At 69.4% G+C, this 14,008-nt stretch carries 16 protein-coding genes; 13 read left to right on the top strand and 3 right to left on the bottom strand.

Annotated elements, in window-relative coordinates; genetic code table 11:
* Nucleotides 1–58: 58 nt before the first annotated feature.
* Entirely contained in the window at nucleotides 59–601 is a 543-nt protein-coding gene (locus CJ179_RS18110; RefSeq protein ID WP_095862428.1) for a ribonuclease H, read from the bottom strand.
* 72 nt (nucleotides 602–673) lie between these two features.
* On the opposite strand from CJ179_RS18110, the gene CJ179_RS18105 reads away from it, so the two are divergent.
* The 8 genes from CJ179_RS18105 to CJ179_RS18070 all read left to right on the top strand — a co-directional run bounded on the left by CJ179_RS18105 (nucleotide 674) and on the right by CJ179_RS18070 (nucleotide 6,851).
* Nucleotides 674–1,600 (top strand): DNA-3-methyladenine glycosylase, encoded by a 927-nt coding sequence (locus CJ179_RS18105; RefSeq protein WP_072947186.1) that lies wholly within the window; start codon nucleotides 674–676, stop codon nucleotides 1,598–1,600.
* 127 nt (nucleotides 1,601–1,727) lie between these two features.
* Complete coding sequence (locus CJ179_RS18100) at nucleotides 1,728–2,423, top strand: energy-coupling factor ABC transporter permease (RefSeq protein WP_072947187.1); 696 nt, start codon at nucleotides 1,728–1,730, stop codon at nucleotides 2,421–2,423.
* Nucleotides 2,420–2,767 (top strand): PDGLE domain-containing protein, encoded by a 348-nt coding sequence (locus CJ179_RS18095; protein WP_179377609.1) that lies wholly within the window; start codon nucleotides 2,420–2,422, stop codon nucleotides 2,765–2,767. The genes CJ179_RS18100 and CJ179_RS18095 overlap by 4 nt, the downstream gene beginning before the upstream one ends.
* A gap of 2 nt (nucleotides 2,768–2,769) precedes the next feature.
* A complete protein-coding gene (gene cbiQ, locus CJ179_RS18090; protein WP_072947189.1) occupies nucleotides 2,770–3,534 on the top strand; it encodes a cobalt ECF transporter T component CbiQ in 765 nt (254 codons plus the stop codon).
* Nucleotides 3,531–4,325: an energy-coupling factor ABC transporter ATP-binding protein gene (locus CJ179_RS18085; protein ID WP_095862427.1), complete on the top strand. Its 795-nt coding sequence runs from the start codon at nucleotides 3,531–3,533 to the stop codon at nucleotides 4,323–4,325. The genes cbiQ and CJ179_RS18085 overlap by 4 nt, the downstream gene beginning before the upstream one ends.
* Nucleotides 4,326–4,375: 50 nt before the next feature.
* On the top strand, nucleotides 4,376–5,446 hold the full coding sequence (locus CJ179_RS18080) for a class I SAM-dependent methyltransferase (RefSeq protein ID WP_072947191.1): 1,071 nt from the start codon (nucleotides 4,376–4,378) through the stop codon (nucleotides 5,444–5,446).
* A 181-nt stretch (nucleotides 5,447–5,627) separates the two neighbouring features.
* Nucleotides 5,628–6,230 (top strand): hypothetical protein, encoded by a 603-nt coding sequence (locus CJ179_RS18075; protein ID WP_072947219.1) that lies wholly within the window; start codon nucleotides 5,628–5,630, stop codon nucleotides 6,228–6,230.
* 192 nt (nucleotides 6,231–6,422) lie between these two features.
* Nucleotides 6,423–6,851: a hypothetical protein gene (locus CJ179_RS18070; protein WP_072947192.1), complete on the top strand. Its 429-nt coding sequence runs from the start codon at nucleotides 6,423–6,425 to the stop codon at nucleotides 6,849–6,851.
* Nucleotides 6,852–6,957: 106 nt separating this feature from the next.
* On the opposite strand, the gene CJ179_RS18065 is transcribed toward CJ179_RS18070, so the two are convergent.
* Nucleotides 6,958–8,154, bottom strand: coding sequence for a CaiB/BaiF CoA-transferase family protein (locus tag CJ179_RS18065; RefSeq protein ID WP_072947220.1), 1,197 nt, complete (start codon nucleotides 8,152–8,154; stop codon nucleotides 6,958–6,960).
* Between the two features lie 8 nt (nucleotides 8,155–8,162).
* Nucleotides 8,163–8,528, bottom strand: a complete 366-nt coding sequence (locus CJ179_RS18060) for a helix-turn-helix transcriptional regulator (protein ID WP_072947193.1) — start codon at nucleotides 8,526–8,528, stop codon at nucleotides 8,163–8,165.
* Nucleotides 8,529–8,696: 168 nt separating this feature from the next.
* Here CJ179_RS18060 and CJ179_RS18055 point away from each other — a divergent pair, with 168 nt between their 5' ends.
* The 5 genes from CJ179_RS18055 to CJ179_RS18035 are packed head-to-tail and all read left to right on the top strand — an operon-like array spanning nucleotide 8,697 to nucleotide 13,899.
* Nucleotides 8,697–10,265 carry a long-chain-fatty-acid--CoA ligase gene (locus CJ179_RS18055; RefSeq protein WP_095862426.1) on the top strand — a complete coding sequence of 523 codons (1,569 nt, stop codon included), beginning with the start codon at nucleotides 8,697–8,699 and terminating at the stop codon, nucleotides 10,263–10,265.
* Entirely contained in the window at nucleotides 10,262–11,323 is a 1,062-nt protein-coding gene (locus CJ179_RS18050) for an MBL fold metallo-hydrolase (RefSeq protein ID WP_072947195.1), read from the top strand. Before CJ179_RS18055 ends, CJ179_RS18050 begins: the two co-directional genes overlap by 4 nt.
* Nucleotides 11,320–12,081 (top strand): crotonase/enoyl-CoA hydratase family protein, encoded by a 762-nt coding sequence (locus CJ179_RS18045; protein WP_095862425.1) that lies wholly within the window; start codon nucleotides 11,320–11,322, stop codon nucleotides 12,079–12,081. The genes CJ179_RS18050 and CJ179_RS18045 overlap by 4 nt, the downstream gene beginning before the upstream one ends.
* 47 nt (nucleotides 12,082–12,128) lie before the next feature.
* The gene (locus tag CJ179_RS18040; protein ID WP_072947197.1) at nucleotides 12,129–13,016 is read left to right on the top strand and encodes a LysR family transcriptional regulator; all 888 of its coding nucleotides are present in this window, start codon (nucleotides 12,129–12,131) and stop codon (nucleotides 13,014–13,016) included.
* A 4-nt stretch (nucleotides 13,017–13,020) separates the two neighbouring features.
* Nucleotides 13,021–13,899 carry a LysR family transcriptional regulator gene (locus tag CJ179_RS18035; protein WP_072947198.1) on the top strand — a complete coding sequence of 293 codons (879 nt, stop codon included), beginning with the start codon at nucleotides 13,021–13,023 and terminating at the stop codon, nucleotides 13,897–13,899.
* Nucleotides 13,900–14,008: the final 109 nt, after the last annotated feature.

The raw sequence follows: 14,008 nt of genomic DNA, 5'->3' as shown, positions 1-14,008 counted from the left end.
CTTCTCCTCGACGCAGTGCCGGACTACGGAACCCCGGCGGATCGGAACGGGGGCCGACTCAGAACAGCGTGAACGCGTCCTCGGGCTCGGGTGCCGGCGCGACAGGCGCCGGTGCAGCGGCAGGGGCGGGGGCAGCGGCAGGGGCTGCGACCGGCGCCGGCGCGACCGCACCGGATGCGACGGCACGGGCCGCCTCGCCGGCGAGGACGTCGGCCATCTCGTTGTAGTGGTTGCCGACGTGGCCACGCACCCATCGGAAACGCACGGGCCCGGGGCGTTCGTTGATGGCCCGGTCGATGGACTGCACCAGCGCGAGGTTCTTGACGGGAGCGCCACCCGCCGTCTTCCAGCCCTTGCGTTTCCACCCGGGCAGCCACTCCGACGCGCACTTGATGGCGTATTGGGAGTCGGATTCGATCAGCAGCGGATCGTCGCCGGGATGCGCGGTGATCGCTTCGAGCAGCGCCCGCAGCTCGGCGATCTGGTTGGTCCCGGAGGGTTCGCCACCCGATTGGCTGGGACCCTCGTGATTGACCCATGCCCAGCCGATCGCCCCACCGGGGTTGCGGAGGCAGGATCCGTCGGTACTCACGATGATCATGGCTGGGACTTTACGTGCGCGCTCCGACAGCCGCCGGTAGCGGTCGCCTTCACAGTGGATACGCTGCATTCGATGACGGCTTCGCTCGAGGTGGTCGAGACCACCGTGACCGCGCGGCGTCCCCTGGACGTCGCCATGTCGTTGCAGCCGCTGCAGCGCGGGAAGGGCGACCCCTGCCACCGCCGGACGGCCGACGGCGCGATCTGGCGGACGTCGGTGCAGAAGTCGGGCCCGGTCACCTATCGCCTCACCCAGATCGACCGTCATTCGGTGCGCTGCCAGGCGTGGGGTGCGGGTGCTCCCGAGCTGGCTGCGGGGCTGGGCCGACTCGTCGGCGAGCACGACGAGTGCGCGGACTTCGCCCCCGACCATCCGATCCTCGTCGAGGCGCACCGGCGTTTCCCGCACCTGCGGCTCGGCCGTACGGACCGGGTGCTGGAGGCCCTCGTGCCCGCGATCCTCGAGCAGCGGGTGCACGGCATCGCGGCGTTCGCGGCGTGGCGGCATCTCGTGTGGAAGTTCGGCGCGCCTGCTCCCGGACCGGCTCCGGACGGGATGCGACTTCCCCCGACCGCGGACGTGTGGCGGCGGGTTCCGTCGTGGGAGTTCCACCGGGCCAACGTCGACCCCGGCCGATCCCGCGCGATCGTGCGCTGCGCGCAGGTCGCCGACCGGCTCGAGAAGATCGTCGACCTCCCCCGCGAGGAGGCGAACCGCCGGCTGATGTCCATTCCCGGCGTCGGGGTCTGGACGGCGGCCGAGGTGTCGCAGCGCGCGCTGGGCGATCCCGATGCCCTGTCGGTCGGCGACTATCACCTGGCCGCGATGGTCGGGTGGTCGCTGCTCGGGAAGCCCCTGGACGACGCCGGGATGGTGGAGTATCTGGCGCCGCTGCAGCCGCACCGCCAACGCGCCGTGCGACTGCTGGAGGTGAGCGGGCATGCCGTCAAACCCAAGTTCGGCCCCCGCACGACGGTCGTCGACCACAGCTGGCACTGAACGTCATTCACGCACTCCACGTGGCCGCATTCCGCCACCTGTGAACACCTGTTCAAGTGTTCATACGAACAACTAGACTTCGAAGGATCAGCTGCCGGCCGGAGGAGACGCCGTGGAATCCGTGGCAATGCACATGAGCGACGGCCTGATCAACGCACCGACCTCCCTGCTGTTCGTCGTCGTCGCCGTGGCGGGACTGTCGATCGCCGCCTGGCGCGCGCGCTCGGAACTCGACGAACGCACCGCACCGATGGCCGGTCTCGTGGCGGCCTTCATCTTCGCGGTCCAGATGGTCAACTTCCCGATCCTTCCCGGTGTGAGCGGCCACCTTCTCGGCGGCGCACTCGCCGCTGTCCTGGTCGGCCCGTACACCGGCATGCTCTGTATCTCGATCGTGCTGATCGTGCAGGCCCTGCTGTTCGCCGACGGCGGGCTGACAGCGCTGGGGGCGAACATCACCAACATGGCGATCATCGGGGTGGTGGTCGGCTACGGCGTCGCGGTGGCGTTGCGTCCGCTCGTCGTGCGGCAGGAGCGACTGCGCTTCCGCGTCCTCGGCGGGATGTCGTTCGCCGCGGCCCTGTGTGGAACGGTGGCGGCGGCGATGGGCTTCGTGCTCGAGTACGCGATCGGCGGACACGCCACGTCCGGGGAGTCGACCTCGCTGGGCGCGGTGGCCGCCTACATGCTCGGGGCGCACGTGCTGATCGGCATCGGCGAGGGCCTCATCACGGCCGTCACGGTCACGGCCGTCGCGAAGGCGCGCCCCGACCTTGTGTATCTGCTGCGGACGGCACCCCGGCGGGTGGAGGTGCGGGCGTGATCTCCCTCCGCCGCTTCCTGATCGGCTTCGCGCTGGTGGCGCTGCTCGTCGCCGGCGCGGTCTCCTACCTCGCCAGCTCCAGTCCGGATGGTCTCGATGCCGCGACAACGCGCGGATGCGAGACGGTGGAGACCGACAACGGGGAGGCGCTCGTGGGTGACTGCATCGCCCGGAACGCGTCCGCGCATCACCTGTCGGACTCGCCGCTCGCCGACTACACGGTGGGCGGCCGGGCGCATCTCACCGGGGTCGCGGGCGTCATCGGCGCGACCGCGACGTTCGCCGTCGCGGGTGGCCTGTTCTGGCTGCTCGCCCGCGCGCGGCGCAACCGAACGAGCCCCTGACCGTGGGAGCCGGTCACGCCCATCCGCTCTACCTCGACGGCGCCTCCCCCCTGCACCGACTGCCCGCCGAGGTCGAGATCGTCTGCGCCGTCGTCTTCGTCTTCGCGGTGGTCGCGACACCACGCGAGGCGTTCTGGGCGTTCGCCGGCTACCTCGCCGTCCTGATCGTGATCTGGCGGATCGCCGGTATCGCGCTCAGGTGGATCGGGCCGAGGATGCTGATCGAGTTGCCGTTCGTGACACTCGCGGTGCTGCTGCCGTTCGCCGAGGGCGGCGCCCGCGTCACGGTCGCGGGACTGTCGCTGTCCGTCGCGGGCCTCTATGCGGCCTGGGGCATTCTCGTGAAGGGCACTCTCGGCGTCCTCGTCTCGCTGACGCTCGCTGCGACGACACCGGCCCGGGACCTGCCCTTGGGTCTGGCGCGACTGCGCGTGCCCGCGATGCTCACGACGATCGTGGTTCTGATGCTGCGCTACCTCGACCTGCTCACGGCCGAGATCGAGCGGATGCGCACCGCCCGGCTGTCCCGCGGCGACGACCCCCGGACGTTCCGGCAGATCGGCGCCACCGCCCGGGGCGTCGGCGGTGTGTTCGTGCGTTCCTACGAGCGCGGCGAGCGCGTCCACCTGGCGATGCTGTCGCGGGGGTTCGCGGGTTCGGTTCCCACGATCGGGGCGCCCCCGGCGACCGCTGCGGCATGGCGGGCGGGGCTCGTGCCCGCGGTGTGCGCGGTGGGGATCTGTCTCACGGCGTGGGTGCTCCGATGACCGCGGCCGTGCACCTCGAGGGCATCTCGTTCGCGTATCCGGACGGCCGGGCCGCGCTGCACCGGATCGACCTCACGGTGGAACCCGGCGAGCGGGTGGCCGTCCTCGGCCCGAACGGGGCGGGCAAGACCACACTGATGTTGCACCTCAACGGCATTCTGACGGCCACCGAAGGCAGCGTCACGGTGGGCGGGCTGGCGCTGTCGCGGGGTGCGCCGCGGGACACGGTGCGCGAGGTCCGGCGGCGGGTCGGCATCGTCTTCCAGGATCCCGACGACCAGTTGTTCATGCCCACCGTCGCGCAGGACGTCGCGTTCGGTCCGGTCAATTTCGGCGTCACCGGGTCGGCGCTCGACGAGCGGGTGCGCGACGCGCTGGCGGCCGTGGACATGACGGCGCATTCCGATCGCAACCCCGCGCACCTGTCGGTGGGCCAGCGACGCCGGGTCGCGCTGGCGACCGTCCTCGCGTGCGCCCCGAACGTCCTCGTGCTGGACGAGCCCTCGAGCAATCTCGACCCCGTCGCCCGGCGCGAACTGGCCGAGGTTCTGCTGGGTATCGACACCACGCACCTGCTCGTCACGCACGACCTCCCGTACGCCGCCCAGTTGTGCACACGCGCCGTGATCCTCGACGAGGGTTGCCTGGTGGCCGACGGTCCGATCCTGGACTTGCTCGGCGACCCCGCGTTGCTCGCGCGGCATCGCCTCGAGTTGCCGTGGGGTTTCCGGCTTCCCACCGCCGAGCCTCATTCGCCCGGCGAACGATCCGTGACACCGCCGACCGGGTAGCCCACGATGGGGTGACGAAGCTTCGCCCGCACTCCGACCGGAGGTCAGCGATGTCCACACCCGAAGCCGATGCCGCGACGGTGTCCCAGCGCATTTTCGACGCGTCGCTCGGGGCCATCGACCTTCTCGCCGTCCACCTGGGAGACCGCCTCGGCTGGTACCGCAGTCTCGCGTCGGAAGGCCCGGCGACGGCGGACGAACTGGCGGAACGCACCTCCACTCATCCGCGGTACGCGCGCGAGTGGCTCGAGCAGCAGGCCGTGTCGGGACTTCTCACGGTGGACGCCGCGGATCCACCGAAGTTCACGCTTCCGGCCGGTGCCGCCGAAGTGCTCACGGACGAGCAGAGTCTCAACTATCTGGCACCGCTCGCGCGGATCTTCGTCGCCGCGACCACGCAGATGCCCGCACTGCTGGAGGCGTATCGCACCGGCGGCGGCGTGGGGTGGTCCCAGTACGGTGCGGATGCTCGCGAGTCGCAGGCCGATATGAATCGGCCGTGGTACGAGCAGGTTCTTCCCGGCGCGCTGGCGTCGGTTCCCGAGGTGGACGCGTTGCTGGGGGCGCCCGGTGCCACCATCGCCGACGTCGGATGCGGCGGCGCCTGGTCCACGATCGCACTCGCGCGCGCCTACCCGGACGCCACGCTCCACGGCTACGACATCGACACCGCGACCGTCGAACTCGCGAGGTCCAACGTGCGCGAGCGGCCGGATGTCGCCGACCGGATCACGATCACCGAATCGGACGCCGCGGGAATCCCCGAGGGCAGTTGCACCGCGGCCTTCGCGTTCGAGTGCATCCACGACATGCCCGCTCCGGTCGAGGTGCTGTCCGCGGTCCGCAGGGCGCTGGCCCCCGGCGGTGCGATGATCGTGATGGACGAGGCGGTCGACGACGAATTCTCCGCGCCGGGAAGCGACGTCGAGCGACTGATGTACGGCTTCAGTCTCACCGTGTGCCTGCCCGACGGCATGAACCACACTCCGAGCGCGGGCACCGGAACGGTCATGCGCCCGAGCACATTGCGCGGCTATGCCGAGTCCGCCGGTTTCGGCACCATGGACGTCCTGCCGATCGAGGATTTCGGGTTCTTCCGGTTCTACCGGCTGACGGTGTAATCGTCGCACCGACACCCGATACGTACGTATTTTGCGGAAAGGCCGAAAACTGGGGCGTCCGAAGGGGGAAGATGTCTGCAGTAGGCAGGTTACGGACGCTTTCGCCGGTCGGGGCAACTGTGAAGCGCCAGGTCGAACCAGATTTGTCGTTTGTCATCCGCTACTACGCATGGGAAACACCATGAAACTGCATAGAGTGACAGCGCCGGCAGCGCTGCTGATCGCCACCCTGTGTGTCGGAATGGGTACCGCGTACGCCGCCCCCACTCCCGCCGACCAGGCCGTCATCTCGCACACCAGCCTCAGTGCCGACGGCCGATCGGTCGGCACCGCACTCGACGCGGGATATTTCACCCTGTCGAGGACGGCCGCCGCGGTCGACATCTCCAACGATTCCGGAACCACGGTGGCCACGATCCCACTGCGTTACTCGATCGCCGGCGTGCAGTTCGCGATCGATCCGCTCGTCACCGACGGCGGCCGGTTCCTGAGCCTGACGCCCACGACGACCCCGGTCGCGGGAACACTCGCCCTCACCCCGGTCGACAGGGATTCCGCGTACGCCAACATGATGACGCAGCTCGAGATCGGCTGGGTGAACGGCGGCGGGACCGCGACCGCGATCGGCGCGGGCATCGGATTCGTCGCCGGGTGCATCTTCCTCATCCTCGGCGGATGTCTCCCCGGTGCCGCGGTAGGCGCAGCGATCGGCGCCGTCACCGGTATCAGCAACGCGAACCCCGCTGCGACACCGGCGGTTTACGAATTCCTCGGAACCCTGTAGCGGGGCTTCCGTTCCGACCTCGAGCGACGATTCCGGGAGGACTATGGGTAAGTTCGCACACGGGGAGCATCACCGCGCACCCACATATGCATGTAGCCGTTCCGGTTTTCCAGCGAATATGGTCCACGCACAACGATGTTCGGTGCTCTCAGGTGGGGACCGTGTTCGTCCTACGACATGGTGGGAATTTCCATGAAACTCTTGAGAACTCTGGCATTGTCCATATTCGTCGTGTCCGCGATGGCCGTCGGGGCGGGAACGGCGTACGCCGATCCGGCACCGCAGGGAATCGACTGGTCGCAGCCGCTCATGACCCCGGCCGCCGATGGCGGTAGCAGCCAGGTGGCCGAGCAGTTCTTCCCGGAGAACGAGACCAAGCAGGACGCCTTCGACAAGATGACCAACGAGATCAATACCGGCTGGAACAACGCGGGCCTGCAGGGCATGGCGATCGGTTCCAACGTGGGCATGGCCATCGGGTGCGTGTCGATCTTCCCCAACTTCATCGCAGGCTGCATCGTCGGCGCAGTGGTCGGCACCATCGCCGGCGCCGTCATCGGCATCGGCGTGGGTAACCCCAATGCCCAGCCTGCCGTAGAGCAGTTCTTCGCTACACCCTGAGCGAAGAGCGGGCTGCAGCCCCGGCCTCACTCGGGCCGGGGCTGCGGCGTGTCCGCCCACGACTAGTTGATACATGACCAATTAGTGCGCTAACTGATCTGCTCGGTCAGCCGACGACACCCTCTGCACGCCGGTTCGCGATGTCCTCCGCCGACCAGCCCAACTCGCCGAGGATCAGATCGGTGTGCGCGCCGAGCGCGGGCACGTCCCCCATCCGCATCTCCACGTCGGAGAACGTCATCGGCGGCAGCATCGCCCGGATCGGCCCGGCCTCGGTGCCGACGTCACGCCAGCGGTCGCGCTGGTCGAGTTGCGGATGCTCGATCAGCCCGCCCAGGTCGTTGAGTTCCGCCGCCGGGATCCCGGAGTCCGCGAGCGCCTGGTCGAGAGCGGCGCTCGTGAAACGTTGCGTCTCCTCGGCCACCAGGGCGTCCACCTCCGCCCGGTGCTGCACCCGCAGCATGTTGGTCGCGAACCGGGGATGGTCGGCGAGGTCAGGGCGTTTGAACACGTCCGTCACCAGTTGCCGCCAGCCGCGGTCGTTCTGGACACCGATGAGGATCTGTCCGTCCAGGGTGGGATACGAGTCGTACGGGACGATCGCCGCATGACCGAGCCCGACGCGCGGGATCTGCTTGTCGGCGTACATCTTCATGTACATCGGATGGCCCAGCCACTCCGCGGTCGCGTCGAACATCGACACGTCGATCCGCGCTCCCACACCGGTGCGCTGCCGCCGGAACAGGGCACCGAGCACCGACGTCACCGCATACATTCCCGCGGCGATGTCGGAGACCGGGACACCCGTCTTGGTGGCGGTGTCCGGAGTGCCTGTCACCGAGATCATCCCCGTTTCCGCCTGGACCAGCATGTCGTACGCCTTGCGTTCGCGCCGGGGTCCTGCCGACCCGTAGCCCGACATGTTCACGACGATCAGTTCCGGATGCTCGGCGCGCAGTGCGTCGGCGCCGAACCCGAGACGGTCGGCGGCGTCGGGGGCGAGATTCTGGATGAAGACGTCGGCCTTCTCGATCAGCTTCGCGACGGTGTCCCGCCCGACCTCGGACTTCAGGTCGACGCCGATCGACTCCTTCGACCGGTTCAGCCACACGAAGTGCGAGGCCTGCCCGAACACCGCGTCGTCGTAGTTGCGGGCGAAATCGCCCTCCCCCACGCGTTCGATCTTGATGACCCGCGCGCCCATGTCCGCGAGATGGCGGGTGGCGAGCGGAGCGGCCACGGCCTGCTCGAGTGCCACGACGGTGATGCCGTCGAGCGGCAGCAGTCCGGGGTCGTTCTCCATGTCGGGATTCACCTTTCCTCTTCGGCTCCCGTGTGATTGTGATAGTGCGTGGCACCGATGGTGTGCAGCAGTTCGTGCACGGTGTCGTCGGTGAGCCGGTACCGCATCGAACGGCCGTCCCGAGTCGCCGACACCCATCCCTGGTTACGGAGCAGTCGCAGCGCGTGCGAGACGGCGGTCCCGGTCATGTCGAGGGCCGCCGCCAGGTCGCCGACGCAGATGTCGGGGGCGTGGTGCAGGCACAGCAGCAGCCGGAGGCGGTTGCCGTCCGAGAGCAGTTCGAACCGGTTCGCCCAGCCGTCGATGTCGGGGGTGTGCAGTGCCGCCGCCGCACGCCGAACGTCCTCGGGGTTCAGGGCGGGGGTGGCGGCCATCACGCCAGTCTACAAACGCCGCGAGCCCGCCCGGCCCGGCATCCATAGGCGATTCCTCACTGTCCGTTCGGCTCTGTGACTTTGTTTCGGCACGCACACCGGTGGTCGACTGGCACGACACGTCACCCGGTCCCCCGGCGGCGTCGACGACTCATCGAGGAGCCTGATGTGAGCGGTCTGCATCTTCCCCAGCGCGTGCGGCACCATGCCGCGGAACGGCCGGGAGCACCCGCGGTGACGTGCGGTGACACCACGCTGACGTACGCGGAGCTCGACTGGCGGACCAACCGGATCGCAACAGCGCTGTCGGCGTTGACATCCCGGGGCGGCCGGGTCGGGGCACTGCTCCGGATGCGCACCGAAGGCGTCGAGACGTTCGTGGCCGCCGCCAAGTCGGGGCTCGTGTTCGTCCCGCTGAACTGGCGGCTCCCGGCAGCCGAGGCCGCCGCGGTCGCGGCCGATGCCGGGCTCGAGGTGCTGATCGTCGAATCGGAATTCGCCGCCACCGCCGACGCAGTCCGCGACGCGCTCCCGCGGGTGGTCGTGGTGGTCGTCGACGCGGCCGACGGCGACACCCTTCCGCCCGGCGCCTGGTCGTGGGATCGGCTGGTCACGTCGGGCACCGCCACCGACCCGGGGCTCGCGGACGACCCCGCCGCCGAGGTGCTGCAGCTCTACACGTCGGGCACGACCGGGCTTCCGAAGGGTGTGGTCGCGACGCATCGCAACCTGCACAACGAGCCCGACGGCCTGCTCATCTACCACTGGAAACCCGGTTCGGTGGCACTCGACGCCTTGCCGCTGTTCCACATCGCGGGCGCCGGATGGCTGAGCACCTGCCTGTCCGCAGGCGTCCACGTGGTGCTGCTCGGCACATTCGACGCCCGGCAGGTCGCCGAACTGATCGAACGGCACCGGATCACCCACGCCTTCCTGGTTCCCTCGACCATTCAGATGCTCCTCGACGTGCCCGACCTCGAACGCTACGACGTGTCGAGCCTCGAGCTGGTCGCGTACGGTTCGGCGCCGATCACCACCACGCTGCTCCGGCGGGCGATCGATCGCCTCGGCTGCGGATTCGTGCAGCGTTACGGCATGACGGAGACGACGGGCTCGGTCACCGCACTCGCCGCCCGGGACCACAACCCGTCCGGGGACCGCGCGCACCTGCTGCGGTCGGCAGGCAGGCCCATGCCCGGTGTCGAGGTCGAGATCCGGGACGTGGTGACCGGCGCCCGGCTCCCGGCGGGCGAATCCGGGGAAATCGTGTGCCGCTCACGCAACAACGTCGAGGGCTACTGGAAACGGCCGGACGAGACAGCGAACCTTCTCACCCACGACGGTTTCCTGCGCACCGGCGACGCCGGGCACATCGACGCGGAGGGCTATCTGTTCGTCACCGACCGGGTGAAGGACATGATCATCACCGGAGGCGAGAACGTGTACCCGATCGAGGTCGAAACGGTGCTCGCCGAGCACCCGGCGGTGGCCGAAGTCGCGGTGGTCGGTGTGCCGCACCGGACCTGGGGTGAGTCCGTGACGGCGGTCGTCCGGCTCGCCGACCCGTCGGACGCACCGGACGAGCAGGACCTGATCGCGTTCACCGCCACCCGGCTCGCGTCGTACAAGAAGCCGCGCGAGATCGTCTACGTCGCCGAACTTCCGCGGGGCGCGAGCGGCAAGGTCCTCAAACGCGCCCTACGCGAAGGACTCCGCGACACGGAGGTGCCGTCGTGATCGTCACCGAGGACGTCGGTACCGTCCAGCGTGAGGCCTGGGCCCGCGGCGTGCTCCCACCCGTCGAGCAGGTGCGCCCCGGATTGTGGTCGATCCCGGTGCCGATGCCACGAAACCCGTTGCGGTACGTCCTGATCTACGCGCTCACGATCCCCGACGGTCTCGCGCTGATCGACGTCGGCTGGGATTCCGAGGAGTCGTGGCGGGCGCTCGTCGACGGGATCGCGCAGACCGGGCACCACGTCACCGACGTCCGGTACGCCGCCGTCACCCACCTGCATCCCGACCATTTCGGCCTCGCACCCCGGCTGCGGGAGGTCAGCGGGGCGGCACTCGCGATGCACGGCGCGGATGCCGCACTGCTCGGCCACCGTTCGGCGGCGGACACCACCGCCGACGAACACACGTGGAACACCCAGCTCAACCAGCTCGGGGCACCCACCGGCATCCTCGCCGCCGCCCGCGTCGACCTCGTCCGGCTGGGGCCGGGCGAGTCCATGGACGTCGTACTCGGCGACAACACTCCCCTGGGCCTGCCCGGCTGGGATCTGCGCGCAGTCTGGACACCCGGGCACACGCCCGGTCATCTGACGTTCGTCGACGACACCCACGGGCTCATGTTCAGCGGCGACCACATGCTGCCCCGCATCAGTCCCAACATCTCCACCGTCCCCGGCGAACTGGAGAATCCGCTGCACCGGTACCTGCTGTCGCTGCACGCCACCACCACGATGCCCGACGGTGAGGTGCTGCCCGCGCACGAGTACCGGTTCCGGGGGATCGCCGACCGTGCCCGGCAGCTGATGGGTCATCACGAGGAACGCTTCACCGAGATCGTCGCCGCTCTGGCCGTGTGGCCCGAATCGACGGCGTGGGAGATCTCGCAACACATTTCGTGGTCGCGGCCGTTCGACTCCATGTCCGACCGCCTGCTCCGCCTCGCGGTCCGCGAAACCCACGCCCACCTGCTCGTTCTCGCCGACCGCGGAAGCATCCGCTCGCTCGGCGGCCGCCCCGAACGCTGGACCCCTACCTCCCGTAAGGAAGACACCCCATGAGCGTGGTTCTCACCGAATTCGCCGACGGCGTCGCCGTCATCACCCTCAACCGCCCGGAGGCGAAGAACGCCGTCGACCTCGAGGTCGCGAAGGCGCTCGCCGCCGCGATCGACGAATTCGAGGCGCGGCCCGACCTGACCATCGCGATCCTCACCGGCGCCGGGGGAACGTTCTGCGCGGGCATGGATCTGAAGGCGTTCAGCCGCGGCGAACGGCCGTCGCTGCCCGGCCGCGGATTCGGCGGACTCACCGAGGCCCCGCCGACGAAACCGCTGATCGCCGCCGTCGAAGGATGGGCGCTCGCCGGCGGTTGCGAGTTGGCGCTGTCGGCCGACCTGATCGTCGCGGCCCGCGACGCCAAGTTCGGCATCCCCGAGGTCAAGCGGGGGCTCGCCGCGGCCGCCGGCGGTCTGCTGCGACTGCCGAAGGTGCTGCCCTATCCGATCGCGATGGAGATGGCGATCACCGGCGATCCCCTCACCGCCGAGGTCGCGCACGCGCACGGACTCGTCAACCGGCTCACCGAGCCCGGGCAGGCGCTCGACACCGCCCGCGACCTGGCGGCCCGGGTCGCCGCCAACGGTCCCCTCGCCGTCCGGGCCACCAAGCAGGTACTCGCGATGTCGGCCGCCTACACCGACCCCGACGCGTTCGCCGGGCAACGCCGCTTCCTCGATCCGGTGTTCGCCTCCGAGGACGCCCAGGAGGGTGCGCGTGCGTTCGCGGAGAAGCGCCCGCCGGTGTGGCGTGGCCGATAGCCGCATGACCGGCACGGCCCGCGTCACAGCTTCCGTACGATGACGGCGTGGACCTGCATCTCGTCACCTACTTCGTCGCGGTAGTCGATCACGGCGGGATCACCAGGGCCGCGCAGTCCCTCTACATCTCGCAACCGTCCCTTTCGCAGGCGATCCGCACACTCGAACGCCGCCTCGGTGTCACCCTGTTCGACCGCACCGGGCGACGTCTCGAGCTGACCGAGGACGGCCGCACGCTCGACGTCGCCGCCCGGCGCATCCTCGCCGACGTCGAGCGGGCCAAGGCCAAGGTCGCTGCGGTGCGCGAACTCGTATCCGGCCGCGTCGACGTCGTCACGTACGCGGCGTTCTCGATCGATCCGATCGTCGACCTGGTGCGCCGGTTCCGTGAGCAGTACCCCCGGGTGACGGTCCGCGTCATCGACGCCGACGGCCCCACCGGCGTCCTCGGTGCCCTGCGCCGCGGCGAGGCCGAACTCGGGGTGATCGATTTGTCCGTCGACCACAGTGCACTGCACTCGGTCCCCATCGGCGATCAGGAACTGGTACTGGCCCTGCCGAACGCCCTCGCCGACACTCTCCCCGATCCGGTGCCCCGCTCGGCGGTCCGGGACATTCCCCTGATCCAGGATCTCGGGGACAAGAGCGACGCGGCCCTGATCACGGATCTGGTGGGTGATCCCGCGAACGTGGTCGTCGACTGCACCCACCCGGGCGCCACGTGGGAACTGGTGATGCGCGGCGCGGGGGCCACGGTCCTGCCCCGCCTGGTCGCCGAGGAACAATTGCGCGGGGTCGCGATCCGGTCGATGACGCCGAAACTGACCCGGCCCGTCGGACTCGTCCAGCGGTCCGGCCCGGGATCACCGGCAGCCTCGGCGTTCGTCTCGATCGCGCAGGCCACCCAGGCCACGGGCACCCGAGAGGGGAACTGACCGCATGGAGTTGCGTCAGGTCGAGTACTTCCTCGCCGTCGTGGAACACGAAGGCATCAACGGGGCCGCCGCGTCGCTCGGCGTCGCACAACCCACCATCTCGCAGGCACTGCGCGGGCTCGAGCGGGAACTGGGCGTGCAATTGTTCCACCGCATCGGCCGCGGCATGGTGCTCAGCGCCGCAGGCCGCAGTTTGGTCGGGCCGAGCAGGCAGATCCTGCGCGACGTCACCGCCGTCGAAGACCTCCTCGCCACCTCCGACGGGGCACTGGCCGGCCGGCTCGATGTCATGGCGTTTCCGGCGCTGGCGATCGGTCCCCTCGTCGACCTCGTCACCGAATTCCGGCGAACCCACCCAAATGTGCTGGTGCGCTTGGGTGAATTGAAAGACGAGGCCCAGGCAGCCTCGCTGATCGAGGACGGGCACTGCGAATTCGTGGTGGCCCACCTCCCGCTCGACGACGCCCGGCTGGACGTCCTCGAACTCGGCGAACAGGAGTACTGGCTCGTATACCCGCCGGGCACCGACCTGCCGGAGGGCCCGGTTCCGCTCGCCGACCTCCCCGACGTCCCGATGGTGTTCGTTCCCCGCGGCCACTCCGTCGCGGACGAGATCGAGGAATCGATCCGCCACGCCGGGGCACGACCGCACCTCGCGGCGCTGTCCGATCACCGCGAGGCGCGGCTTCCCCTGGTACTCGCCGGGATCGGCGGGACCCTGCTGGAACGGTCGATCGCGGAGGCGGCCCGGGACCGCGCCGTGGTCCGCCGGGCGGAGCCGACGTTTGCCCGCACCTTCGGGATCGCGTTCGACCCCGACATGCTCTCCCCCGTCGGGCACGCGTTCGTCGAACTGGTGCGGGCGCACACCTCGAAGACCTGAACACAGCTCATAGGTTTCGCCTCATCCTGTGTGTCCCAGAACGACATTGCGATGGAACGTTTCCGGTGATCGACTGACCGGGAGCGGCACGGCGCCGGCCAACCCGGGC

It is taken from the genome of Rhodococcus sp. ACS1, from assembly GCF_002300155.1.
GTDB classification, from domain to species: domain Bacteria; phylum Actinomycetota; class Actinomycetes; order Mycobacteriales; family Mycobacteriaceae; genus Rhodococcus_F; species Rhodococcus_F koreensis.
This window is presented reverse-complemented; position numbering and strand designations above follow the sequence as displayed.

Bases quoted from the DNA above. Each gene is read 5' to 3' on its own strand.
- CJ179_RS18060 (WP_072947193.1), bottom strand. From the start codon at position 8,528: ATGGCCGCCACCCCCGCCCTGAACCCCGAGGACGTTCGGCGTGCGGCG.
- CJ179_RS18045 (WP_095862425.1), top strand. From the start codon at position 11,320: ATGAGCGTGGTTCTCACCGAATTCGCCGACGGCGTCGCCGTCATCACC.
- CJ179_RS18080 (WP_072947191.1), top strand. From the start codon at position 4,376: ATGTCCACACCCGAAGCCGATGCCGCGACGGTGTCCCAGCGCATTTTC.
- CJ179_RS18100 (WP_072947187.1), top strand. From the start codon at position 1,728: ATGCACATGAGCGACGGCCTGATCAACGCACCGACCTCCCTGCTGTTC.
- CJ179_RS18070 (WP_072947192.1), top strand. From the start codon at position 6,423: ATGAAACTCTTGAGAACTCTGGCATTGTCCATATTCGTCGTGTCCGCG.
- CJ179_RS18105 (WP_072947186.1), top strand. From the start codon at position 674: ATGACGGCTTCGCTCGAGGTGGTCGAGACCACCGTGACCGCGCGGCGT.
- CJ179_RS18035 (WP_072947198.1), top strand. From the start codon at position 13,021: ATGGAGTTGCGTCAGGTCGAGTACTTCCTCGCCGTCGTGGAACACGAA.
- CJ179_RS18075 (WP_072947219.1), top strand. From the start codon at position 5,628: ATGAAACTGCATAGAGTGACAGCGCCGGCAGCGCTGCTGATCGCCACC.
- CJ179_RS18110 (WP_095862428.1), bottom strand. From the start codon at position 601: ATGATCATCGTGAGTACCGACGGATCCTGCCTCCGCAACCCCGGTGGG.
- CJ179_RS18065 (WP_072947220.1), bottom strand. From the start codon at position 8,154: ATGGAGAACGACCCCGGACTGCTGCCGCTCGACGGCATCACCGTCGTG.
- CJ179_RS18085 (WP_095862427.1), top strand. From the start codon at position 3,531: ATGACCGCGGCCGTGCACCTCGAGGGCATCTCGTTCGCGTATCCGGAC.